17 protein-coding genes are annotated in these 21,601 nt (G+C 73.8%); 9 read left to right on the top strand and 8 right to left on the bottom strand.

Features of this window, described 5'->3' with window-relative positions; genetic code table 11:
• Positions 1–2: 2 nt before the first annotated feature.
• The 5 genes from IF83_RS0123815 to IF83_RS0123795 all read right to left on the bottom strand — a co-directional run bounded on the left by IF83_RS0123815 (position 3) and on the right by IF83_RS0123795 (position 7,720).
• On the bottom strand, positions 3–983 hold the full coding sequence (locus IF83_RS0123815) for an HpcH/HpaI aldolase/citrate lyase family protein (protein ID WP_030547431.1): 981 nt from the start codon (positions 981–983) through the stop codon (positions 3–5).
• Positions 980–3,001, bottom strand: a complete 2,022-nt coding sequence (locus IF83_RS0123810; protein ID WP_030547429.1) for a protein meaA — start codon at positions 2,999–3,001, stop codon at positions 980–982. The genes IF83_RS0123815 and IF83_RS0123810 overlap by 4 nt, the downstream gene beginning before the upstream one ends.
• A 16-nt stretch (positions 3,002–3,017) precedes the next feature.
• Positions 3,018–4,355: a crotonyl-CoA carboxylase/reductase gene (ccrA, locus tag IF83_RS0123805; protein WP_030547427.1), complete on the bottom strand. Its 1,338-nt coding sequence runs from the start codon at positions 4,353–4,355 to the stop codon at positions 3,018–3,020.
• A 595-nt stretch (positions 4,356–4,950) separates the two neighbouring features.
• Entirely contained in the window at positions 4,951–5,820 is an 870-nt protein-coding gene (locus IF83_RS0123800; RefSeq protein WP_030547426.1) for a TetR family transcriptional regulator, read from the bottom strand.
• A gap of 85 nt (positions 5,821–5,905) precedes the next feature.
• On the bottom strand, positions 5,906–7,720 hold the full coding sequence (locus IF83_RS0123795) for a 3-hydroxyacyl-CoA dehydrogenase family protein (RefSeq protein ID WP_030547424.1): 1,815 nt from the start codon (positions 7,718–7,720) through the stop codon (positions 5,906–5,908).
• Between the two features lie 915 nt (positions 7,721–8,635).
• Between IF83_RS0123795 and IF83_RS0123790 the strand changes: the two genes are divergently transcribed.
• Entirely contained in the window at positions 8,636–9,316 is a 681-nt protein-coding gene (locus IF83_RS0123790; RefSeq protein WP_107046859.1) for a HEAT repeat domain-containing protein, read from the top strand.
• Positions 9,317–9,391: 75 nt separating this feature from the next.
• On the opposite strand, the gene IF83_RS32510 is transcribed toward IF83_RS0123790, so the two are convergent.
• Both IF83_RS32510 and IF83_RS0123780 read right to left on the bottom strand, forming a co-directional pair.
• A complete protein-coding gene (locus IF83_RS32510; protein WP_030547420.1) occupies positions 9,392–10,192 on the bottom strand; it encodes a peptidoglycan-binding protein in 801 nt (266 codons plus the stop codon).
• A gap of 203 nt (positions 10,193–10,395) precedes the next feature.
• On the bottom strand, positions 10,396–11,424 hold the full coding sequence (locus IF83_RS0123780; RefSeq protein ID WP_030547418.1) for an Rv2578c family radical SAM protein: 1,029 nt from the start codon (positions 11,422–11,424) through the stop codon (positions 10,396–10,398).
• Positions 11,425–11,579: 155 nt separating this feature from the next.
• Between IF83_RS0123780 and IF83_RS0123775 the strand changes: the two genes are divergently transcribed.
• The 8 genes from IF83_RS0123775 (at position 11,580) to IF83_RS0123740 (ending at position 20,941) form a co-directional block, all read left to right on the top strand.
• Positions 11,580–12,023, top strand: a complete 444-nt coding sequence (locus IF83_RS0123775; RefSeq protein ID WP_030547416.1) for an SRPBCC family protein — start codon at positions 11,580–11,582, stop codon at positions 12,021–12,023.
• A gap of 257 nt (positions 12,024–12,280) precedes the next feature.
• Complete coding sequence (locus tag IF83_RS0123770) at positions 12,281–13,117, top strand: M55 family metallopeptidase (protein ID WP_030547415.1); 837 nt, start codon at positions 12,281–12,283, stop codon at positions 13,115–13,117.
• Positions 13,110–14,654 (top strand): M20/M25/M40 family metallo-hydrolase, encoded by a 1,545-nt coding sequence (locus IF83_RS0123765; protein WP_078843790.1) that lies wholly within the window; start codon positions 13,110–13,112, stop codon positions 14,652–14,654. Before IF83_RS0123770 ends, IF83_RS0123765 begins: the two co-directional genes overlap by 8 nt.
• A 326-nt stretch (positions 14,655–14,980) precedes the next feature.
• Positions 14,981–17,062: a S9 family peptidase gene (locus IF83_RS0123760; RefSeq protein ID WP_030547411.1), complete on the top strand. Its 2,082-nt coding sequence runs from the start codon at positions 14,981–14,983 to the stop codon at positions 17,060–17,062.
• A 112-nt stretch (positions 17,063–17,174) separates the two neighbouring features.
• Positions 17,175–18,017, top strand: a complete 843-nt coding sequence (locus tag IF83_RS0123755) for a 4'-phosphopantetheinyl transferase superfamily protein (protein ID WP_078843789.1) — start codon at positions 17,175–17,177, stop codon at positions 18,015–18,017.
• 120 nt (positions 18,018–18,137) lie between these two features.
• Entirely contained in the window at positions 18,138–18,689 is a 552-nt protein-coding gene (locus tag IF83_RS0123750) for a GNAT family N-acetyltransferase (RefSeq protein WP_037681086.1), read from the top strand.
• 285 nt (positions 18,690–18,974) lie between these two features.
• A complete protein-coding gene (locus tag IF83_RS0123745) occupies positions 18,975–19,871 on the top strand; it encodes an arginase family protein (RefSeq protein WP_030547406.1) in 897 nt (298 codons plus the stop codon).
• A 155-nt stretch (positions 19,872–20,026) separates the two neighbouring features.
• On the top strand, positions 20,027–20,941 hold the full coding sequence (locus tag IF83_RS0123740; protein ID WP_030547405.1) for an NADP-dependent oxidoreductase: 915 nt from the start codon (positions 20,027–20,029) through the stop codon (positions 20,939–20,941).
• Positions 20,942–21,161: 220 nt separating this feature from the next.
• On the opposite strand, the gene IF83_RS0123735 is transcribed toward IF83_RS0123740, so the two are convergent.
• Entirely contained in the window at positions 21,162–21,518 is a 357-nt protein-coding gene (locus tag IF83_RS0123735) for a VOC family protein (protein WP_030547403.1), read from the bottom strand.
• Positions 21,519–21,601 lie beyond the last annotated feature (83 nt).

Here is a 21,601-nt window from a genome sequence, read left to right as displayed (position 1 = left end):
GCTCAGGCCTCCGGCGGGGTGAACTTGGTGGTACGGGTCATGCCGGCGGCGCGGCCCTTGCCGGAGATCACGAGCGCCATCTTGCGGCTGGCCTCGTCGATCATCTCGTCGCCGAGCATGGCGGAGCCCTTCTTGCCGCCCGCCTCGGAGGTGCACCAGTCGTACGCGTCGAGGATCATCTCGGCGTGGTCGTAGTCCTCCTGCGAGGGGGAGTAGATCTCGTTGGCCGCCTCGACCTGGCCGGGGTGCAGCACCCACTTGCCGTCGAAACCGAGGCCCGCGGAGCGGCCGGCGACCTCGCGGAACGCGTCCACGTCGCGGATCTGCAGGAACGGTCCGTCGATGGCCTGCAGGTTGTGCATGCGGGCGGCCATCAGGATGCGCATCAGGATGTAGTGGTAGGCGTCCGCCGGGTAGCCGGGCGGCTGCTGGCCGACGACCAGGGTCTTCATGTTGATGGACGCCATGAAGTCGGCCGGGCCGAAGATGATGGTCTCGATGCGCGGCGAGGAGGCGGCGATCGCGTCCACGTTGACCAGGCCCGCGGCGTTCTCGATCTGCGCCTCGATGCCGATCTTGCCGACCTCGAAGCCCATGGTCTTCTCGATCTGGGTGAGCAGCAGGTCGAGGGCGACCACCTGCTCGGCGTTCTGCACCTTGGGCAGCATGATGCAGTCGAGGTTGGGGCCGGCGCCCTCGACGACCGTGACGACGTCGCGGTACGTCCAGTGGGTGGTCCAGTCGTTGACCCGCACGACCCGGGTCTTGCCCGTCCAGTCGCCGTTGTTCAGGGCGTCGACGATGGTGTGCCGGGCGCCTTCCTTCGCCAGCGGGGCGCAGGCGTCCTCCAGGTCGAGGAAGACCTGGTCGGCGGGGAGACCCTGGGCCTTCTCCAGGAAGCGCGGGTTGCTGCCGGGCACGGCCAGGCAGGAGCGGCGCGGGCGGAGACGGTTCTCGCCGGCGGCGGGGGCGGGGGCGGTCATGCGGAGTCCTCCTGGAGGTCGAGAGGGTCGAGCTTGTTCGCGATCCGGATCTCGTCGGCGATGCGGCCGATGATCTCCGTGATCCCGAAGTCCTTCGGGGTGAAGACGGCGGCGACCCCGGCTTCCCGGAGCGCCCGTGCGTCGGCGCTCGGGATGATCCCGCCGACGATCACCGGCAGGTCCGCGGCGCCGGCCCGGCGGAGCCGTTCCACGACGTCCGGCACGAGCTCGGCGTGCGAGCCCGACAGGATCGACAGACCGACGCAGTGCACATCCTCGGCCACGGCCGCGGAGACGATCTGCTCGGGGGTCAGCCGGATGCCCTGGTAGACCACCTCGAAGCCCGCGTCCCGGGCCCGTACGGCGATCTGCTCGGCGCCGTTGCTGTGCCCGTCGAGGCCGGGCTTGCCCACCAGCAGCCGGAGCTTGCCGCTGCCGAGCTCCTCGGCGGTGCGGGCCACCTTCTGCCGGACGGCGGCGAGCGGGGTGCCCTGCTCGGCCGCGACGGCCAGCGGGGCGCTGCTGACGCCGGTGGGGGCGCGGAACTCGCCGAAGACGTCCCGCAGCGCCCAGGCCCACTCGCCGGTGGTGACGCCCGCGCGGGCGCACTCCAGGGTGGCGGGCATGAGGTTGGCGTCGCCCGCGGCGGCCGCCTTGAGGGCGGACAGGGCGTCCTGCGCGCGGGCCTCGTCGCGCTCGTCGCGCCAGCGGTGCAGGGCCTCCACGACCCGGGCCTCGTTCTCCGGGTCGACCGTCATGATCGCGGTGTCGAGGTCCGCGGTGAGCGGGTTCGGCTCCGTCGACTCGTAGCAGTTGACGCCGACGATCTTCTCCTCGCCGGATTCGATCTTCGCGCGGCGTTCGGCGTGCGAGGCGACGAGCTGGGACTTGAGGTAGCCGGACTCGACGGCGGCCATGGCGCCGCCCATCTCCTGGATCCGCTCGATCTCGGCCAGGCACTCCTCCACGAGGGAGTCGACCTTGGCCTCGATGACGTGCGAGCCGGCGAAGATGTCCTCGTACTCCAGCAGGTCCGACTCATGGGCGAGGACCTGCTGGATGCGCAGCGACCACTGCTGGTCCCAGGGCCGGGGCAGGCCCAGCGCCTCGTTCCAGGCGGGGAGCTGGACGGCGCGGGCGCGGGCGTCCTTGGAGAGGGTGACGGCCAGCATCTCCAGCACGATGCGCTGGACGTTGTTCTCCGGCTGGGCCTCGGTGAGGCCGAGGGAGTTGACCTGGACGCCGTAGCGGAAGCGGCGCTGCTTGGCGTTCTCGACGCCGTACCGCTCGCGGGTGACCTGGTCCCAGATGCGGCCGAAGGCGCGCATCTTGCACATCTCCTCGACGAACCGGACGCCCGCGTTGACGAAGAAGGAGATGCGGGCGACGACGTCCCCGAACTTCTCCGGCGGCACCTGGCCGGAGTCGCGCACGGCGTCGAGCACGGCGATCGCCGTGGACATCGCGTACGAGATCTCCTGGACCGGGGTGGCGCCGGCCTCCTGCAGGTGGTAGCTGCAGATGTTGATCGGGTTCCACTTGGGGATGTTGGCCACCGTGTACGTGATCATGTCGGTGGTCAGCCGGAGGCTCGGCCCGGGCGGGAAGACGTGCGTCCCCCGGGAGAGGTACTCCTTGACGATGTCGTTCTGCGTGGTGCCGGACAGCTTGGTGATGTCGGCGCCCTGCTCCTCGGCGACCACCTGGTACAGCGCCAGCAGCCACATGGCCGTGGCGTTGATGGTCATCGAGGTGTTCATCTGGTCCAGGGGGATGTCCTGGAACAGCCGGCGCATGTCGCCGAGGTGGGAGACCGGGACCCCGACCCGGCCGACCTCGCCCTTGGCGAGGACGTGGTCGGGGTCGTAGCCGGTCTGCGTCGGCAGGTCGAACGCGACCGACAGGCCGGTCTGGCCCTTGGCGAGGTTCCGCCGGTAGAGCTCATTGGAGGCTTCCGCGGTGGAATGCCCCGCGTAGGTCCGCATCAGCCACGGACGATCCTTGCGACGCTCAGTCATCGGTGAAAGACCCGTCTCAGACGTTCCGGAAGCGGTTGATGGCGTCGAGGTGCTTGGCGCGCATCTCGTGGTCGCGGACGCCCATGCCCTCCTCGGGGGCGAGGGCGAGCACGCCGACCTTGCCCTGGTGGAGGTTGCGGTGCACGTCGTACGCGGCCTGGCCGGTCTCCTCCAGGCTGTACGTCTTCGACAGCGTGGGGTGGATCTTGCCCTTGGCGATCAGGCGGTTGGCCTCCCACGCCTCGCGGTAGTTGGCGAAGTGCGAGCCCACGATCTTCTTCAGCGACATCCACAGGTAGCGGTTGTCGTACTCGTGGTTGTAGCCGGAGGTCGAGGCGCAGGTGACGATGGTGCCGCCCTTGCGGGTGACGTACACCGAGGCGCCGAAGGTCTCGCGGCCGGGGTGCTCGAAGACGATGTCCACGTCCTCGCCGCCGGTGAGCTCGCGGATGCGCTTGCCGAAGCGCTTCCACTCGCGCGGGTCCTGGTTGTGCTCGTCCTTCCAGAACTTGTAGCCCTCGGCGTTGCGGTCGATGATCGCCTCGGCGCCCATCGAGCGGCAGATGTCCGCCTTCTGGTCGCTGGAGACGACGCAGATCGGGTTGGCGCCGCCGGCCAGCGCGAACTGGGTGGCGTAGGAGCCGAGGCCGCCGCTGGCGCCCCAGATGAGGACGTTGTCGCCCTGCTTCATGCCGGCGCCGTTGCGGGAGACGAGCTGGCGGTAGGCGGTGGAGTTCACCAGGCCGGGGGCCGCCGCCTCCTCCCAGCTGAGGTGGCCGGGCTTCGGCATCAGCTGGTTGGACTTGACGAGGGCGATCTCGGCGAGGCCGCCGAAGTTGGTCTCGAAGCCCCAGATGCGCTGCTCCGGGTCGAGCATGGTGTCGTTGTGGCCGTCGGCCGACTCCAGCTCCACGGAGAGGCAGTGCGCGACGACCTCGTCACCGGGCTGCCAGGCGTTGACGCCGGGGCCGGTGCGGAGCACGACGCCGGCGAGGTCGGAGCCGATGATGTGGTACGGCAGGTCGTGCCGCTTGGTGAGCGGGGAGAGCCGGCCGTAGCGCTCCAGGAAGCCGAAGGTCGAGACGGGCTCGAAGATCGAGGTCCAGACCGAGTTGTAGTTGACGGAGCTGGCCATCACGGCGACGAGGGCCTCGCCCGGGCCGAGCTCGGGCACCGGGACGTCGTCCAGGTGCAGGGACTTGCGGGGGTCCTTGTCGCGGCTCTCGACGCCGGCGAACATGTCCTGCTCGTCCTTGTGGACGGTCACGGCCCGGTAGGACTCGGGCAGCTGCAGGGCGGCGAAGTCGGCGGACGTCGTGCCGTCCGCGACGATGGCGTCCAGGATCTCATTCACGGTGGGGCCTCCGGCGAAGCGTTCGGGGACGCTTGAGGGAACGCTGGGGTCTTGTCGGGTCACTGTGCCGCCGGGGCGGCACGGGTGTGCGGCTCGCCATGCGGTCCGCACGGGTGGTGCTGTGTGGCGGCGCTGGTGAGCGCTCTTTGTTGTCCCCGGACGGGTCCGGGGTGCCTGTGACGCAGGCGTCAGGGCGCACGGCGGGGAGCCGCGGGGACAGCGCCCTGGACGAGCACCACCGTATGGCACGGCGTGCCACTCGACAAGACACTGCGTGCCAAGAATTTCTCTCACCCGTCGTGGAGCATGCGCACATGAGCGGGGAGGGGGTGGGCGGGCGGAGCGGGAACGGCCGAACGGCCGCCGGGGAGGCGGCCGTTCGGTGCGGGTGCGGTGCCGGGCGGCCGTCCGGCCGGGGCCGGCGGGCTCCGGTGTCCCGTCCCGGCGCGGGTCCCGGGTCTCACGTGCCGGCGCTCCGGTTCCGGGGTTCCGGGGCCTGGGTTCCGGAGTGCCGGGTTGCCGGGGTGCCGGGGTGCCGGGTTGCCGGGGTGCCGGGTTGCCGGGGTGCCCTCTCGTCCGTGGCGGGGCGGGCGGCTCAGTCCTGTCTGTGCTTGAGGGCCCGCTCGATGGTGCGTATGACCTCGCTGAGCGGGGCGTCCGTCCGGGCCACGGTGACCAGCACCTCGTCGGTCGCCGAGGCGGTCACGGCCGGAGGCTGCGCCGGCTCGGCCTCCGCGTCCTCCTCGGCTTCGGCCGCGGGCCGGACCGCCCGGCCGATGCCGCTGCCGAAGGTCTCCCGGACGATCGCGAACGCGCGGTCCAACTGCGCCTCCACGTCACCCTCCCCGCCGGCCCGCAGCCAGCGCCGCAGCACGTGGTTGTGCGCCGTCACCACCGCCGAGGCGGCGACCTCGGCGAGCAGCGGGTCGTCGTCGCCGTCCCGGTGGGCCCGCTCGTCGAAGTGCCCCAGCAGATACCGCGTGAACAGCCGCTCGTACCGGGCCACCGAGGCGATCTCCCGCTCCCTCAGTGTGGGCACCTCGCGGGTGAGCCGGTAGCGCTCCACGGACACGGCCGGGGAGGCCGCGTACATCCGCATGACCTCCTTGATGCCCCGGCAGACCGTGTCCAGCGGATGCTCCTCCGCCGGGGCCGCGGCCAGCACGGCCTCCGCCCGGACCAGGGTGTCGTCGTGGTCCGGGAAGATCGCCTCTTCCTTGGAGCGGAAGTGCCGGAAGAAGGTGCGCCGGGCGACCCCGGCCGCGGCGGCGATCTCGTCCACCGTCGTGGCCTCGTAGCCCTTCGTCGCGAAGAGCTCCATCGCCGCGGCCGCCAGCTTCCGCCGCATGGTGAGCCGCTGCGCGGCGGCCCGGCGGCTGCCGGCCGTCGTGTCCGAACTGTCCTGCTTTGACGGGCCTTTCACGGCCGTACGCGGGGGTCGGGCGGACTTCACGGGATGGGACATGTGGGGAACGTAACACGGCTCTTCGGGGCCGTGCCGGGACGGACCGCCACCGGGCTCCAGCAGTCCGCCCCAGCCCCGGAACCGGTCAGGCCCTCGCATACTCGCGGAAGCCGCGCCCCGTCTTGCGGCCCAGGCAGCCCGCCGCGACCAGGTGCTCCAGAAGCGGCGCCGGCGCCAGGCCCGGCTCCCGGAACTCGTTGTGCAGCACCTTCTGGATCGCCAGGGAGACGTCCAGGCCGACCACGTCGAGCAGCTGGAACGGGCCCATCGGGTAGCCGCCGCCGAGCTTCATCGCCGCGTCGATGTCGTCCAGCGTCGCGTAGTGCTCCTGGACCATCTTGACCGCGTTGTTGAGATACGGGAACAGCAGCGCGTTGACGATGAACCCGGCACGGTCGCCGCAGTCCACCGGGTGCTTGCGGACCTTGGCGCAGACCTCGCGGACCGTCGCGTGGACGTCGTCCGCGGTGAGCACCGTGCGGACCACCTCGACCAGCTTCATGGCCGGGGCGGGGTTGAAGAAGTGCATCCCGATGACGTCCTGCGGGCGGGAGGTCGCCCGGGCGCAGGCCACGACCGGCAGGCTGGACGTGGTGGTGGCGAGCACCGCGCCCGGCTTGCAGACCTTGTCCAGGGTGCCGAAGAGCTGCTGCTTGACGGCCAGGTCCTCGGCCACGGCCTCCACGGCCAGGTCGACGTCCGCGAAGGCGTCGAGCGAGCCGGCCGCGGTGATCCGGGCCAGCGTCTCGTCCCGCGCCTCGGCCGTCATCCGGCCCTTGTCCACGGACCGGCCCAGGGACTTGGCGATCCGGGCCTTGGCCGTGTCGGCCTTCTCCTGGCTGCGGGCGGCGAGCACCACGTCGTAACCGGCCTTGGCGAACACCTCGGCGATACCGCTCGCCATGGTGCCGGAGCCGGCCACGCCCACACTGCTCACGGGGCGGCCCGCGACGGCCGCCGCGTCCGCGGCCGGGGTCAGCTCGTCGGGGACGACGGTGCCGCTGCCCGGCGCCTCGTAGCTGTAGAAGCCGCGCCCGGCCTTGCGGCCGGTCAGCCCGGCGGCGCTCAGCTGCTTGAGGATCGGGGACGGGGCGTGCAGCCGGTCGCCGGACTCCGCGTACATGGCGTCCAGGACGGTGCGGGCGGTGTCGATGCCGATCAGGTCCAGCAGGGCCAGCGGGCCCATCGGCAGGCCGCAGCCCAGCCGCATGGCGGCGTCGATGTCCTCGCGGGTGGCGTACTTGGCCTCGTACATCGCCGCGGCCTGGTTGAGGTAGCCGAACAGCAGGCCGTCGGCGAGGAACCCGGGACGGTCGCCGACCGCCACCGGCTCCTTGCCCAGCTCGCGGGCGAGCGCGGTCACCGCGGCCGTGGCGGCCGGGGCGGTCAGGACCGTGGAGACCACCTCGACGAGCTTCATGGCCGGGGCCGGGTTGAAGAAGTGCAGGCCCAGGACGCGCTCGGGGCGGGCCGAGTCGGCGGCCAGCCGGGTCACGGAGAGCGCGTTGGTGCCGGTGGCCAGGACGGTATCCGGGCGGACGATGCCGTCGAGCGCGGTGAAGACCTGGCGCTTCGTCTCGTACTCCTCCGGCACCACCTCGATGACGAGGTCGGCCTCGGCCGCGGCCTGGAGGTCGGAGAAGGTGCGGAAGCGGGCGAGCATGTCCTGCCGCTCCTGCTCGGTGATCCGCTCGCGGGCCACGGCGTGCGCGGTCGAGCGCTCCAGGGCCGCCACGGCGTCACGGGCGGCGGCCTCGCTGATGTCGATGCCGATGACCTCGCGGCCGGCGCGGGCCAGCACCTCGGCGATGCCGGTCCCCATGGTGCCCAGGCCGACGACGGCGACGACCGGGAGGGTGACGGCGGAGGAAGCGGGGTCGGGAGTGGAATTGCGGTCCATCGCGGACTCCAGAAGGTAATCCCCGGACACGGACGGGGAGAGTGACGACTGAGGAGGACGGGGCCTGCGGGCGCCGAACGGGCGCGCGCGACCGGGGAATCGGGCGGTGCGCCCGAGACGGGCACCGCTGTTCGGGCTCTGCGGATCACGCCCCGGGCGGGCGCGGGCGCCCGGCGGGGCATCGGCGGGCCCTGTCCCCGGGACCGCGCCGTGCGGCCGGACCGGTGGGAAACCGGGCCGGCGGTGCCTCCGGCGGCTGCGTCACCAGGCCGCTGGAAGCGGGTCCGTACCGTCCGCTGTGGCGGCGTACGAACTCCTGCGACGAGGGTAGGCGGGCGATCCGTTCCGCGCCACCCCTGCGCCCATGTGATCTGCGCCGCTCACAAGTGAGCGGTCGGGTCATGAGGCGGGGTGGGGCGGGGAGTTGAGACGGCGGTGGGTCGGGGCGGTGGTGGGTCGGGGCGGCGGGTAGCTGAGGTGGCGGGGTGGCCGGGGGCCCGGCGCCGGTGGGGTGGACCGGGCGGTGAGCCGGGCGGCCGCCTGTGGAGAGCGCCGGGGTGGCGGTGGCAGCCGGCCTCCGGCGTTGACGGGGGACGGCTCTGCGGTGGGAGCGGTGCGGCGGGGAGGGACGGGACGGCGGAAGCTGAGAAGGCAGGGACCCGGGAAGGCGGGCGCCGGGAGGCGGGGACCGGGCGGGCGAGGACCCGGGCAGGGGAGGCGGGTGGGGCCCTCGGGGCAGTTGGTCCGATGGCCGGCGGTCCGGACGGCCATGCGCGGAAGCCGGACCCCGCCCGGAAGTGACCCCGGGGCCCGGGCCGGGTAGAGACGTTAAACCCGCCGGTGCCGGGAGCCGCGCCCGCGCGGGGCGGTCCGGTGCCGGGGCGTCCGGCACCGCGGTGGGGAGGGGGAAAGGACATGTCGGCCGGAGGCCATACGGCGGGACGCGAGGACCGGGCCGCGCTCGGCACGCTGCTGGAACGGGTGGGCCGCGAAGCGGCCGGAGCCGGGGAGACCGCGGACTGCGGCACCCTGGCCGCGCTCGCCCGCACCACCCTGTCCGGCGGAGGAGGGACCGCCGCGCTGGACGAACTGGCCGCCGTCCTCACCCGCACCGGACAGCCCCTGTGGGCCCGCGAACTGGCCGCCTTCACCCTCGGCTGCCGCGGCGACCGCCGCGCCTTCGAGACCCTCGTCCTGCTCCTCAACCACCGCGACCCGGGCCGTTGCGCCACCGCCGCCCACGCCCTCGCCCGCCTCGGCGATCCCCGGACCGCGCGCGCCGCCGCGGCCCTGGCCACCAACCCGCTGCGCACCGCCTACGCCCTGCACCCGGTGCGGCTGCTGACGGCGCTTCGGGCCCCCGAGTCCGTACCGGCCCTGATCACCACCCTGGAACGGCTGGTGGGTTCCTCGCGGCGCGGCGGGCCCGCGGGGTACGGGCAGATCGCCATGGCCTGCGTCGAAGGGCTGGCGGTGCTCGGTGACCGGCGGGCGATCCCGGTGCTGAACGCGGCCCGGGAGCATCCCCGGCTCGCGCCCGCGGCCTCCGCGGCGCTGGGGCGGCTGACCGGGACGGGGCCGGCGGGGAAGCCCTGAGGCCCGGTGCGGCGGGGGCGGGTTCGGGCGCGGGTTTCGGGTGCGGGGTTCCGGTGCGGGGGCGAGGCGCCGGGCTCAGGTGCGGGACTCCAGGTCGCGGCGGGTGTCGTCGCCGTAGACCCCCTCCTCGTCGCCGCGGATGCCGTACCAGTGCTGGAAACGGGCGACGGCCTCGGCGAGCACGTCGTCGTACTGGCCGTCGGCCCCGCGCTCGGTGTAGACGTCCGGGATCCGCGAGAGCCGGTCCTGGAGTTCGGAGACCGCCGGTCCGCTGTCCCCCGGCTGGAGCACGCCGCCACCCTCCGGCTCCGCCTCGCCGGGCTGCGGTATCGCCGTGGGTTCGGCGGGCGGGCCCGAGGGGGCGGGGGCCGCGGGAGCCGCCGTTCCGGGCTCCGTTCCCGACCCGGCCTGCAGGAACAGCAGCACCGCGAGGACGGCCGCTCCGGCGCCGACCGCGAGGAAGCCGGCCGTACGGGAGGGAAGGCGCCGTCCGGTGCGGATCCCCCGCGTCCCCCGTGCCGCGCCGGCCACCGGAGGGAACAGGCCGGGCAGGAGGCGGGGAGGGGGGTGCTCAGAGGTGGCTGTGGTGTCCGTCCTGGCACCGGGGGGCGCGGAGTCCCCAGGCCGGGCGGAGTCCCCGGAGCGCGCGGAGTCCCCGGGCCGCGGGGACCCGCTGCCGGTCCCGGGCAAGGGGGTCCCGGGCAGTTGCTCGGTCGGTGGGTCCTCCGCCGGGGCGCCGGAGGGCGCTTCGGCCGCCGGCTCCGGGCGGAAGAGCTCCAGGTCTTCCAGCCGGCTGCTCCGGCGCGGACTGATGACCCTGGTCGGCTCGACCACCCGGCGTCGCCGCGGCTGCCCGAACTCGTCACCGCTGTCCACGTCGACCTCCCTCGCTCCGCCGGCCGGCGCCTGTCGAGCCGGCACCCGCCGTGTCGTCGCACTGGGGTACGGACGCGGCGCCCGGGAGACTCATCCGCGGCCGCGCCCGGGCGGTGCGTGGGGGAGAGGGGGAGAGGAACCGGGCGGATGGGAGCGGCCCGGAGTGCTCGGAGGATGGCCGGTTGCCCGGGAGGACGGGCCGCTCAGAGGAAGGTCAGCTGGGTGGGCCCGGGCGCAGGGGGCGGTACGGGCTCCGGTGCGCGGACGCGGCGTGCGGCGCCGGGGTGTGAGGGACCGATGCCGTACTCGTCCGCCAGCTCGTGCACCCGCCGGGTGATCCGGCGCTGGTACCAGGTGGGCGCGTAGGCGCCGTTGGCGTACAGCACTTCGTAGCGCCGCACCAGGCGGGGGTGGTGCCGGGCGAGCCACTCCATGAACCACTCGCGGGCGCCGGGCCGCAGATGGAGCACCAGCGGGGTCACGGAGCCGGCGCCCGCCGCGGCGATGGCGCGCACGGTGTCCCGCAACTGCTCCGGCGAGTCGCTGAGATAGGGGAGAACCGGGGCCATCAGCACGGAGCAGGGGATGCCGTTCGCGGTGAGCGTGCGGCACACCTCCAGCCGGCGTTCGGGGGAGGGGGTGCCGGGCTCGACGGTCCGCCACAGCTCGCGGTCGGTGAAGCCGACGGAGACGGAGGTGCCGACGTCCGTCACCTCGGCCGCCTGCCGCAGCAGGTCGAGGTCGCGGAGGATGAGGGTGCCCTTGGTGAGGATCGAGAACGGGTTGGCGTGGTCGCGGAGCGCGGCGAGGATGCCGGGCATGAGCTGGTATCGGCCCTCCGCGCGCTGGTAGCAGTCGACATTGGTGCCCATCGCGATGTGCTCGCCCTGCCAGCGGCGGGACGCCAGCTGACGGCGGAGCAGCTCGGGCGCGTTGACCTTGACGACGATCTGGGAGTCGAAGCCGAGGCCGGTGTCGAGGTCGAGATAACTGTGCGTCTTGCGGGCGAAGCAGTAGACGCAGGCGTGGGTGCAGCCGCGGTACGGGTTGAGCGTCCATTCGAACGGCATCCGGGAGGCGCCGGGCACGCGGTTGAGGACCGAGCGGGCGCGGATCTCGTGAAACGTGATGCCCTGGAACTCCGGGGTGTCGAAGGTGCGGGTGACCGCGTCGGTGCCGAAGAGGGCGGGGGCTCCGGAGGAGTCGTCATGGCTCAGGCCGTCCCAGCGCATGTGTCCACGCTCCTTCCGTCCGTGCCTGTTCCCACAAGTTAGAACACCTATTCGAATAGCGCCAGCCGGGTCCGATTTGGGCGTGTCCGCCGCCGGTGATTGGCTGTGCGGAAGACGACCGGCCGAGTGGGCCGGCGACCGACTGGAGGACGGACATGGCGCAGGTCGAGGCCACGACGGAGCGGATCATCGCGGCGGCACCCGAGGCGGTGTTCGAGGCGCTCGCGGACTACTCCGGCACCCGCGCCCGGCTGCTGCCCGAGCAGTTCAGCGAGTACGAGGTGCGCGAGGGCGGCCGGGGCGCGGGCACGCTGGTGCACTGGCGGCTGCAGGCCACCAGCAAGTGCGTCCGGGACTGCCTGCTGGAGGTCTCCGAGCCGACCGCCGGGCAGCTCGCCGAGAAGGACCGCAACTCCTCGATGGTGACCACCTGGACGGTGACCCCGGCCGGTGAGGGGAAGTCCACCGTTCGGGTCACCACCGTCTGGAACGGGGCGGGCGGAGTCGGCGGCTTCTTCGAGCGGACCTTCGCGCCGAAGGGTCTCGGCAGGATCTACGACGCCGTGCTGGCGCGGCTCGCGGCCGAAGTCGAGAAGTAGAGAAGCCGGGAAGCGGAGGAGCGGCTGCGGGGAGAAGGCCGGAAGGGGAGAGGCCGCCCCGTCGGTTTCGCCCGGCCGGGTGAGACCGGCGGGGGCGCGGGGGCGGCGGGCGGCTTCTCCCCGGCGGCGCTCCGAGGTCACCGCGCCGTGCCGCGCGGTGCGATGGCGGGGGTGCGATGTCGGGGTGTGGCGGCGGGGTGACGGAAGGTTATCCACAGGTCTGGCAGGGCCTCTCGGCACCGCGTACGGTTTCGGGCATGAAGATCCTCATCTCCGCCGATATGGAAGGCGCGACGGGCGTCACCTGGCCCGCCGACGTCCTGCCGGGCCATGAGCAGTGGCAGCGCTGCCGCCGGATGTTCACCTCGGACGTCAACGCCGCCGTGGCCGGGTTCTTCGAGGGCGGAGCGGACGAGGTCGTCGTCAACGAGGCGCACTGGACCATGCGGAACCTCCTGCTGGAGCGGCTCGACGAGCGCGCGGTGATGCTCACCGGCCGGCACAAGGAACTCAGCATGGTGGAGGGCGTGCAGCGGGGAGATGTGGACGGAGTCGCCTTCGTCGGGTACCACACCGGCGCGGGCGCGGAGGGCGTCCTCGCGCACACCTACCTCGCCAACTCCATCACCGGGGTCTGGCTCAACGGCGTCCGGGCGAGCGAGGGCCTGCTCAACTCCCGTGTCGTCGCGGAGTTCGGCACCCCCGTGGTGCTGGTCACCGGCGACGACCGCACCTGCGAGGACGCCCGGGGGTACGCCCCCGGCGCCCGCACCGTGGCCGTCAAGGACTGCGTCTCGCGCTACGCCGCGGTCTGCCGCCCGCCCGCCCGTACGGCCGAGGACATCAGAGCCGCCGCGAAAGAGGCGGTCGTGCTCGCGATACGGCATCAGCCGGCGCGGGACGCCGGTCCGTTCACCGTCGAGCTGGAATTCGACGCGGAGCATCTGGTGGGCGCGGCGACCGTCGTGCCCGGAGTGGAGCGCACCGGTGAGCGCCGGGCCGCCTACACCAGCGACACCATGTACGAGGGAATCCGCTGCTTCAAGGCGGTCACGACCGTCGTGTCGGCAGCGGTGGAGGAGCAGTATGGCTGACACAGCGGTTCCCGGCACGGCGGCGCGGGCCCCCGGCGCGGGGGCGTCCGGCGAAGTGGTGTCCGGCGGGGCGGTGTCCGGACAGGCGTTCCCCGGCGGCGCGTTGGGCGGGCCGGGGGCGGATGCGGGACCTCCGGCCGGCGGGGTGGACGAGCGGGCGCTGGAGGAGGTGGTGGCCTTCACCTCCGAGCTGATCCGCATCGACACCACCAACCGCGGCCGCGGCGACGGCTGCGAGCGGCCCGCCGCCGAGTACGTGGCCGAGCGGCTCGCCGAGGCGGGGCTGGAACCCGTGCTGCTGGAGAAGGCGCCGGGCCGGACGAACGTGGTCGCCCGGATCGCGGGCAGCGACCGGGACGCGGAGGCCCTGCTGGTCCACGGCCATCTGGACGTCGTGCCCGCGGAGCCCGCCGACTGGACCGTGCACCCCTTCTCCGGCGAGATCCGGGACGGCGTCGTCTGGGGACGGGGCGCCATCGACATGAAGAACACCGACGCGATGATCCTCGCGCTCGCGCGCTCCTGGGCGCGGACCGGGCACCGCCCGCGCCGCGATCTCGTCCTGGCCTTCACCGCCGACGAGGAGGACAGCGCCGAGTACGGTTCCGGCTTCCTCACCGGCGCCCATCCGGAGCTGTTCGAGGGCTGCACCGAGGGCATCAGCGAATCGGGGGCCTACACCTTCCACGCCGATTCCGGCCTGCGGCTCTACCCGATCGCTGCGGGCGAGCGCGGCACCGCCTGGCTCGAACTCACCGCGCGCGGCAGGGCCGGGCACGGCTCCAAGGTCAACCACGACAACGCCGTCACCCGCCTGGCCGCCGCCGTCAGCCGCATCGGTGAGCACTCCTGGCCGCTCCGCATCACCCCGACGGTGCGGGCCGCCCTCACCGAACTCGCCGCGCTGCACGGCATCCCGGCGGACGCGCCCGAACTCGGCCTGGACGCCCCCGGATTCGACCCCGGCCCCCTGCTGGAGCGGCTGGGGCGGGCCGCCGCCCTGGTCGAGGCGACGCTCCGCAACAGCGCCAACCCGACCATGCTGAGCGCCGGTTACAAGGTCAACGTCATCCCGGGCAGCGCCACCGCCTTCGTGGACGGCCGGATCGTGCCCGGCGGCGAGGAGGAGTTCCGGGAGACCCTCGACCGGCTCACCGGCCCCGGCGTCGACTGGGAGTTCCACCACCGGGAGATCCCGCTCGGGGCACCGGTGGACTCACCGGCCTTCCACGCCATGAGAGAGGCCGTCGAGCTGTTCGACCCGGGCGGCCGGGCCGTGCCGTACTGCATGTCGGGCGGCACGGACGCCAAGCAGTTCTCCCGGCTCGGGATCACCGGCTACGGCTTCTCGCCGCTGAAGCTGCCGGAAGGGCTCGACTACGCGGCCCTGTTCCACGGCGTCGACGAGCGCGTCCCCGTCGACGCCCTCCACTTCGGCGTCCGCGTCCTGGACCGGTTCCTGCTGCGCACACCGGGCCGGGCGGCCCCGGACAGCGGGGCGGCGGCATCCTCCGGGCCCGCCGGGGTACCGGGGTGAGCGGCGGCCCCGGCCGCCGGAGGGCCGTGCCGCGGACCGGCCGCGGAATCCGCGGCCGGATGGGTTGAACGACCGCGCTGTGGTGAAGGGGTGGGGACAACAGACGGTGAACGGAGGAACGGGCGGAAGGCCGGGCGGGAGAAGCGGCCGGAAGGAGCGAAGCGGCTGAAGGGCCCTTGCGGGGGCCCCGGCCGGACGGCCGGCAGGGCGGGCGCACCGAGAGGTGCGCCCGGGCAGAAGGGCCGGGGCTCAGGGACGCGGCACGGCGCCGGGCGTGACCATCCCGGCGGAGTTGAGCAAGGGCAGCACGCAGGAGGCGTTCGGAAATGGTGTCCACGGCCCCGTACGGCGCATGGCAGTCACCGATCGATGCCGGGCTCGCGGCGGCCCACGACGGGCGGCCGGAGTATCCCGGCACCGTGGGCGAGGAGGTGTGGTGGACCGCGCCCCGTCCGGCCGAGGGCGGCCGCCGCACTCTGGTGCGCCGCCGGTCCGACGGCACCGAGGAAGCCGTCCTCCCCGCCCCGTGGAACGTCCGCAGCCGTGTCATGGAGTACGGCGGCACGCCCTGGGCCGGAACCGGCCGGGGGCGGCGCGGCCCGCTGATCGTCTTCGTGCACTTCGCCGATCAGCGGCTCTACGCCTTTGAGCCGGACGCCCCCGGCGCTCCCGCGCCGCGTCCGCTGACGCCGCTCTCGGCGATCGGCGGCGGGCTGCGCTGGGCCGACCTCCGGCTGCACCCGGACCGCGGCGAGGTGTGGTGCGTCCTGGAGGAGTACACCGGTGAGGCCCCCGGCGACGTACGGCGCGTCATCGCCGCCGTGCCGCTGGACGGTTCGGCCGCGGAGGACCGCGCGGCGGTCCGCGAACTCAGCGACGCCGGCCACCGGTTCGTCACCGGGCCGCAGTTGTCCCCGGACGGCTGCCGCGTGGCCTGGATCGCCTGGAACCACCCCGGCATGCCGTGGGACGGCACCGAACTGCGGGTCGCGGAGCTGGCGCCCGAGGGCGTCTTCGCACGGGCGCGCACCGTGCTCGGCGGTCCCGCGGAGTCCGTTCCGCAGGCCGAGTGGGCGCCCGACGGCGCTCTGCTCGCCGTCTCCGACCGCAGCGGCTGGTGGAACCTCTACCGGCTCACCGGGCCGGGGATCGGCCCGCCGGCCGCGGACGGCCCCGCGTCCGCCGCGGGCCTCGGGGACAGCGCCGCCGGTTCGCACGCCGGGTCGCCCGCCGGCGAGGTGACGGTCACCTCCCTGTGCCCGCGCGAGGAGGAGTTCGGCGGCCCGCTGTGGAAGATCGGCAGCCGCTGGTTCGCCCCGCTGCCCACCGGTCTGATCGCCGTGGTGCACGGCTTCGGCGCCACCTCCCTCGGCGTCCTCGACCCGGAGAGCGGCGACCTCTACGACGCCCCCGGCCCGTGGTCGGAGTGGGACCCGGCCCTGGCCGTGCAGGACACCCGGGTCGTCGGGGTGGCCGCCAGCCCGCGCAGCGCCTACGAGGTGGTGGAGCTGGACACCGCCACCGGTCACGCCCGGGTGGTCGGCGCGGAACACCGCGACCCGGTCGATCCCGCCTACTACCCCGAGCCGCAGATCCGCACCTTCACCGGCCCCGAGGGCCGGGAGATCCACGCGCACATCTATCCGCCCTACAACCCCGACTACACCGTGCCGGGGGACGAGCTCCCGCCCTTCGTGGTGTGGGCGCACGGCGGGCCCACCGGCCACGCCCCCCTTGTCCTCGACCTGGACATCGCCTATTTCACCTCCCGCGGCTTCGGCGTGGCCGAGGTCAACTACGGCGGCTCCACCGGATACGGCCGGGCGTACCGGGACCGGCTGCGCGGACAGTGGGGCGTCGTCGACGTGGAGGACTGCGCCGCGGTCGCCGAGACCCTCGCGGCCGAGGGCACCGCCGACCGGGCCCGGCTCGCGATCCGCGGCGGCAGCGCCGGCGGCTGGACGGCCGCGGCCTCGCTCGCCGCCACCCGCCTCTACGCCTGCGGCACGCTCATCTACCCCGTGCTCGACCTGGAGAGCTGGGCCGAAGGCGGTACCCACGACTTCGAGTCCCACTACCTCGACGGACTCGTCGGCACGCTCGCCGAGCACCCCGACCGCTACCGCAGCCGGTCCCCGCTCCGCCATGCCGGCCGGATCACCGCGCCCTTTCTGATCCTGCAGGGCCTGGACGACGTCATCTGCCCGCCGGCCCAGTGCGAGAGATTTCGGCGGGCGGTCGCGGGCCACGGTGTTCCGCACGCCTGCATCACCTTCGAGGGCGAAGGCCACGGCTTCCGCCGCAGCGAGACCGTGACCCGCGCGCTGGAGGCCGAACTGTCCTTGTACAACCATGTGTTCGGTATCGCGGCGCCGGGCGTGAAGGAGCTGGAGCTGCGCACGGAGTGAGCGGCGGGCCTGGCCAAGGGTTCGGCGGCCGGCCGCGGCAGGCCAGACGCAGGCAGGGGACAGGGGGCGCGGCACGGCAGCCGGCCACCGCACAGAGACGAGGGGGAACCGCATGCCACAGCGCACCGTGCCGGATGAGGCTTCCGGATGGCACCGTGGCGGCCCGGCCGCGCGGGACACCGTGCGGGAGCCAGGGCCCGCCGGCGGTCCGGGGCCGGCCGTCGCCCGGTGGCTGGACCTCGCCGGATGGACGCCCGGCCGCCCGTGGTCCGCGGGCGGCGGCGGGTCCGCCGACGGGGAGACCGCGGACGGGGGGACGGTGTTGTGGTTCGTGCGGGTGCCGGAGCAGGCCGCTTACGCGGAAGCGGAGCGCGCCGTGCTCGACGAGGAGGAGCGCCGGCGCGCCGACGCCTTCCTGCGGCCCGCCGACCGCGACCGCTACCAGGTGGCGCATCTGGCGCTGCGCCGGCTCCTCGGCGGCTATCTGGCCACGGAGGCGGCATCGGTGGAGCTGGCGAGAGAACCCTGTCCCGGCTGCGGCGGCCCGCACGGGCGTCCCGCCGTGCCGGGCTCCCCGCTGCACTTCTCGCTCTCGCACGCCGGAGACCTGGTGCTGCTGGCGTTCGCCCCGGTGCCGGTGGGCGCCGATGTGGAGGAGCTCCCGGCACAGCGGACGGTGGCGCAGGTCTCCCCGGCCCTGCACCCGGACGAACGCGCCGAACTGGCCGCGCTGCCCGCTGCCCGGCGTCCCGCCGCCTTCGCCCGCTGCTGGACGCGGAAGGAGGCGTACCTCAAGGGCACCGGTTCCGGGCTGTCGGAGGACCTGGCGGCGACCTACGTCGGCGCGGGCCCGGCACCGGCGCGGCTCACCGGCTGGGTACTGGCCGACATACCCGCCGTCCCCGGATACGCCGCCGCCTGCGCGGTCCGCGGGGAGAAGCCGCCCGGCGGTTGACAGCGGTTGGCTGCGGCTGGCGGCGGCCCCGGTGTCTTCGACGGCTCCCGGGTCCCCGTCTCCGGCGTCCCGGCGTCTCCCGCCCGGCCGGGCCGGACGTCGCCGATCTACGATGGCGGGGTGTCCGACGACGCGTATCTCCTGACCGGAGCCCGGGTGGGGCTGCGGCACCTCCACGAGGAGGACATGGCGGAGTTCACGGAACGAGCGCGGCAGAGCGCGGAGTTCCACCACCCCTGGGTCGCCCTGCCCGCCCGCCCCGAGGACTTCACCGCCTACCGGCAGCGCTTCGACGAGCCGGACCGTGAGGGCTTCGTCATCTGCGAGCTGGAGAGCGGCGACATCGCGGGCGGCGCCGCCGTCAACAACATCGTCCGCGGCGCCTTCCAGTGCGGTGCGCTGGGCTACGGGGCCTTCGTCCACGCGGCCGGGCGCGGACTGATGGCCGAAGGGCTGCGTCTCCTGCTGCGCCACGCCTTTGGCGAGCTGGGGCTGCACCGGATCGAGGCGAATGTGCAGCCGGGCAACGAACCGTCGCTGCGGCTCGTACGGCGGCTCGGCTTCCGCCGGGAAGGGCTCTCCCCGGACTTCCTCTTCATCAACGGCGCCTGGCGTGACCACGAGCGCTGGGCCGTCACCACCGAGATGACGCGGAGCGCCGGGCCGGGCTGACCCGGCGCCGGTGCTCCGGGGGCGGGGGCGCGGGGGCGCGGGGGCCGCCGGCGTATCGGCAGGGGCGGGCCGCGCCGGTGAGGCTCCGTACCGGCGTGCCGCGCCCGTGACCCGGACGGCGGGGACCCGGACAGCGCTGATCCGGACAGCGCTGATCCGGGCAGCGGTGACCCGGGCAGCGGTGACCCGGAGACCGGGAACCGTGGCCCCCGGCCGGGCGGCCCGATGCTCCGATCCGCCGAGCATGACCTCATGCCCCGGCGGATGTCGTGCCAGAGTGAAAACATGCGCCGCACTGTGCTGATCGATGCCCCGTCCAACCTCGGCCTGCGCCCGCCGGTCCCCGGCACGGTTCCCGGCTGCTACAAGCTCGCGGGCGCGCTGCGCGAGCAGCGGCTGCTGGAGCGGCTCGGCGCCCACGAGGGCGGGGTGGTGGTGCCGCCCCGCTACGACCGGGGCCCGTGGCGGGACGGGGACGGCGTGTTCAACGCCGCCGCCATCGCCGCGTACACCCCGAAGCTGGCGGACCGCGTCGAGCAGCACGTGCGGGCCGGAGACTTCCCCGTGGTCCTCGGCGGCGACTGCAGCATCCAGCTCGGCGCCGCGCTCGCCCTGCGCCGCATCGGCCGCTACGGCGTGGTGGTGCTCGACGGCAGCTCCGACTTCCGTCATCCCGGCAACTCCACCCGTGTCGGGGCCGCCGGCGGTGAGGAGCTGGCCCTGTCCACCGGGCGCGGCCAGCCGGACCTGACCGACCTGGAAGGGCTGCGCCCCTACGTGCGGGACGAGGACGTGCGGGTCATCGGCATCCGCGACTACGACGAGGCCCGCCCGGAACTGGGCGAGCTGAGGATCCCCGCCTACAGCGTCGGGGAGGTCCGGAGCCGGGGCGCCGGCCAGGTGGCGCACCGCTGCCTGGAGAGCCTGGAGGCCCATACGCTGAACGGCTTCTGGGTGCACTTCGACGCGGACGTGCTCGACCCGTCCGTGATGCCCGCCGTGGACAGCCCCGACCCGGACGGGCTCACCGTCGAGGAAGCGCACGACCTCCTGCGGCCCCTGGTGCGTTCGCCACGCTGCGCCGGGCTCAACGTCACCATCTACGACCCGGACCTCGACCCCGAGGGGGAGGGCGCGGTGCTCCTCGCCGACCTGCTGGAGTCTGTGCTGTCCCAACCCTGACCGCCCCGCAGCCTTGCCGCCCCCGCCGTCACCCCCGCCGTCACACCGGCCGTCACCGGAACGCGCCCCGGCCGTCACCGGGAGACGGGGCCGATTGCGGCGATCATGTCCACGACCGGGAATGCCCCCTTCCCCGAGCCTTGTTGGAGTCCCATATGAAGGCAGTGACGATCAACTCATACGGCGAAACGCCGAAGCTCACCGAAGCCCCCGAGCCCAAGGTCGGCCCGGACAGCGTGCTCATCCGGGTCAAGGCCGCCGGGGTCAACCCCGTGGACTGGAAGGTCACCGCCGGCTATCTGGACCAGGTCCTGCAGGCCAACTTCCCGCTGATCCCCGGCTGGGACGTGGCCGGAGTGGTGGAACGCGTCGGTCCGGCGATCACCGAGTTCGCCCCGGGCGACGAGGTGATCGGCTACAACCGGCAGGACGTGGCGCAGTTCGGGACCTACGCCGAACTCGTCGCCGCCCCCTTCCGCACCCTGGCCCGCAAGCCCGCCTCCCTCAGCTGGCAGCAGGCGGCCGGGCTGCCGCTGGCCGGGCTCACGGCCCACCAGTCGCTGCGCGCCGCGGAGGCGGGCAAGGGCGACACCGTGCTGGTGCACGCGGCGGCCGGCGGTGTCGGATCGTTCGCGGTGCAGATCGCGGTGGCGCAGGGCGCGCGGGTCATCGGCACCGCCAGTGAGCGCAATCACGACTATCTGAGGTCGCTCGGGGCCGAGCCCGTCACCTATGGCGCCGGACTGGCGGAGCGGGTGCGGAAGCTGGCGCCCGAGGGTGTCGACGTGGCGCTCGACTTCGTGGGCGGTGACGCGATCGCGGCATCGCTGGAGCTGGCCAAGTCGGCCGCGCGCGTCGTGTCGGTCGTGGACCCGTCGGTCGCCGGGTCCGGCGGCCGCTACGTCTTCGTACGGCCCGACACGGCCGACCTCACCGCACTCGGCGAGCTGGCCGATGCCGGGAAGCTCACCGTCAACGTCGACAGGGAACTCCCGCTGGAGCAGGTGGCGGAGGCGTTCCGGCTCAGCCAGGAGGGGCGCACCCGCGGCAAGATCGTCCTGACGGTCTGACGGTCTGACGGTCTGACGGTCTGATGGTCTGACGCGCTGCGGGCGACGGCCTGATGGCGTGACGGGCGGCCGGGCTGACGGCTGATGACCGGCTGCCGCCGCGACGCCCCGCGGGCTGACGGTCCGGCCGTCCGGAGCCCCCGAGGCCCGGAGCCCCGGCAGCCCGAGCGGACCGGCCGGTACGGAGCGTCCGCCGCGGCCGGGCCGCCGCGGACGGGCGTCACCGGGCGTCCGGCGCACCGCCGTCGACGTACTCGAAGATCGAGCCGTCCGGGTGGAGGGCCAGCAGATTCCGTCCCGGGGTGGGCAGCGGGCCCGCGAGGATCCGCGCGCCCACCTCGGTGAGCGTCCGGTGCGCCTCGTCCACGTCCTTCACCGCGATGGTGGCGGTGACCTTCCGCAGCAGTTCGAGCTCGGCCTCGTCCCCGCTCATCAGCAGGAACGCGCCCACCGCCGCGACCGTGACGCCGCCGCGCCGGGAGCGCACCGCCCGTTCGCCGGTCAGGCGCTCATAGACGCCGACGGCGGCGTCCAGGTCGTCCACGCAGACACGGAGTGAAGTACCCAGGATTTCCATGCCGCTTGAGCCTAGTGCCCCGACCGGCGGCGTTCGCCCCGCCGGGGCGGCCCGGCAGCCCCCGGGTTCTCCGGGCCCGGGGA

This window comes from Streptomyces albus subsp. albus (genome assembly GCF_000719865.1).
Classification (GTDB): domain Bacteria; phylum Actinomycetota; class Actinomycetes; order Streptomycetales; family Streptomycetaceae; genus Streptomyces; species Streptomyces albus_E.
Note: the sequence above shows the minus strand (reverse complement) of the source record. Positions and strands in the feature narration are given on the sequence as shown.

Coding starts and splice junctions, on each gene's coding strand:
- IF83_RS0123755 (WP_078843789.1), top strand. CDS start 17,175: ATGCCACAGCGCACCGTGCCGGATGAGGCTTCCGGATGGCACCGTGGC.
- IF83_RS0123795 (WP_030547424.1), bottom strand. CDS start 7,720: ATGGACCGCAATTCCACTCCCGACCCCGCTTCCTCCGCCGTCACCCTC.
- IF83_RS0123760 (WP_030547411.1), top strand. CDS start 14,981: ATGGTGTCCACGGCCCCGTACGGCGCATGGCAGTCACCGATCGATGCC.
- IF83_RS0123770 (WP_030547415.1), top strand. CDS start 12,281: ATGAAGATCCTCATCTCCGCCGATATGGAAGGCGCGACGGGCGTCACC.
- IF83_RS0123800 (WP_030547426.1), bottom strand. CDS start 5,820: ATGTCCCATCCCGTGAAGTCCGCCCGACCCCCGCGTACGGCCGTGAAA.
- IF83_RS0123780 (WP_030547418.1), bottom strand. CDS start 11,424: ATGCGCTGGGACGGCCTGAGCCATGACGACTCCTCCGGAGCCCCCGCC.
- IF83_RS0123765 (WP_078843790.1), top strand. CDS start 13,110: ATGGCTGACACAGCGGTTCCCGGCACGGCGGCGCGGGCCCCCGGCGCG.
- IF83_RS0123810 (WP_030547429.1), bottom strand. CDS start 3,001: ATGACTGAGCGTCGCAAGGATCGTCCGTGGCTGATGCGGACCTACGCG.
- IF83_RS0123740 (WP_030547405.1), top strand. CDS start 20,027: ATGAAGGCAGTGACGATCAACTCATACGGCGAAACGCCGAAGCTCACC.
- IF83_RS0123735 (WP_030547403.1), bottom strand. CDS start 21,518: ATGGAAATCCTGGGTACTTCACTCCGTGTCTGCGTGGACGACCTGGAC.
- IF83_RS0123745 (WP_030547406.1), top strand. CDS start 18,975: ATGCGCCGCACTGTGCTGATCGATGCCCCGTCCAACCTCGGCCTGCGC.
- IF83_RS0123790 (WP_107046859.1), top strand. CDS start 8,636: ATGTCGGCCGGAGGCCATACGGCGGGACGCGAGGACCGGGCCGCGCTC.
- IF83_RS0123775 (WP_030547416.1), top strand. CDS start 11,580: ATGGCGCAGGTCGAGGCCACGACGGAGCGGATCATCGCGGCGGCACCC.
- IF83_RS0123815 (WP_030547431.1), bottom strand. CDS start 983: ATGACCGCCCCCGCCCCCGCCGCCGGCGAGAACCGTCTCCGCCCGCGC.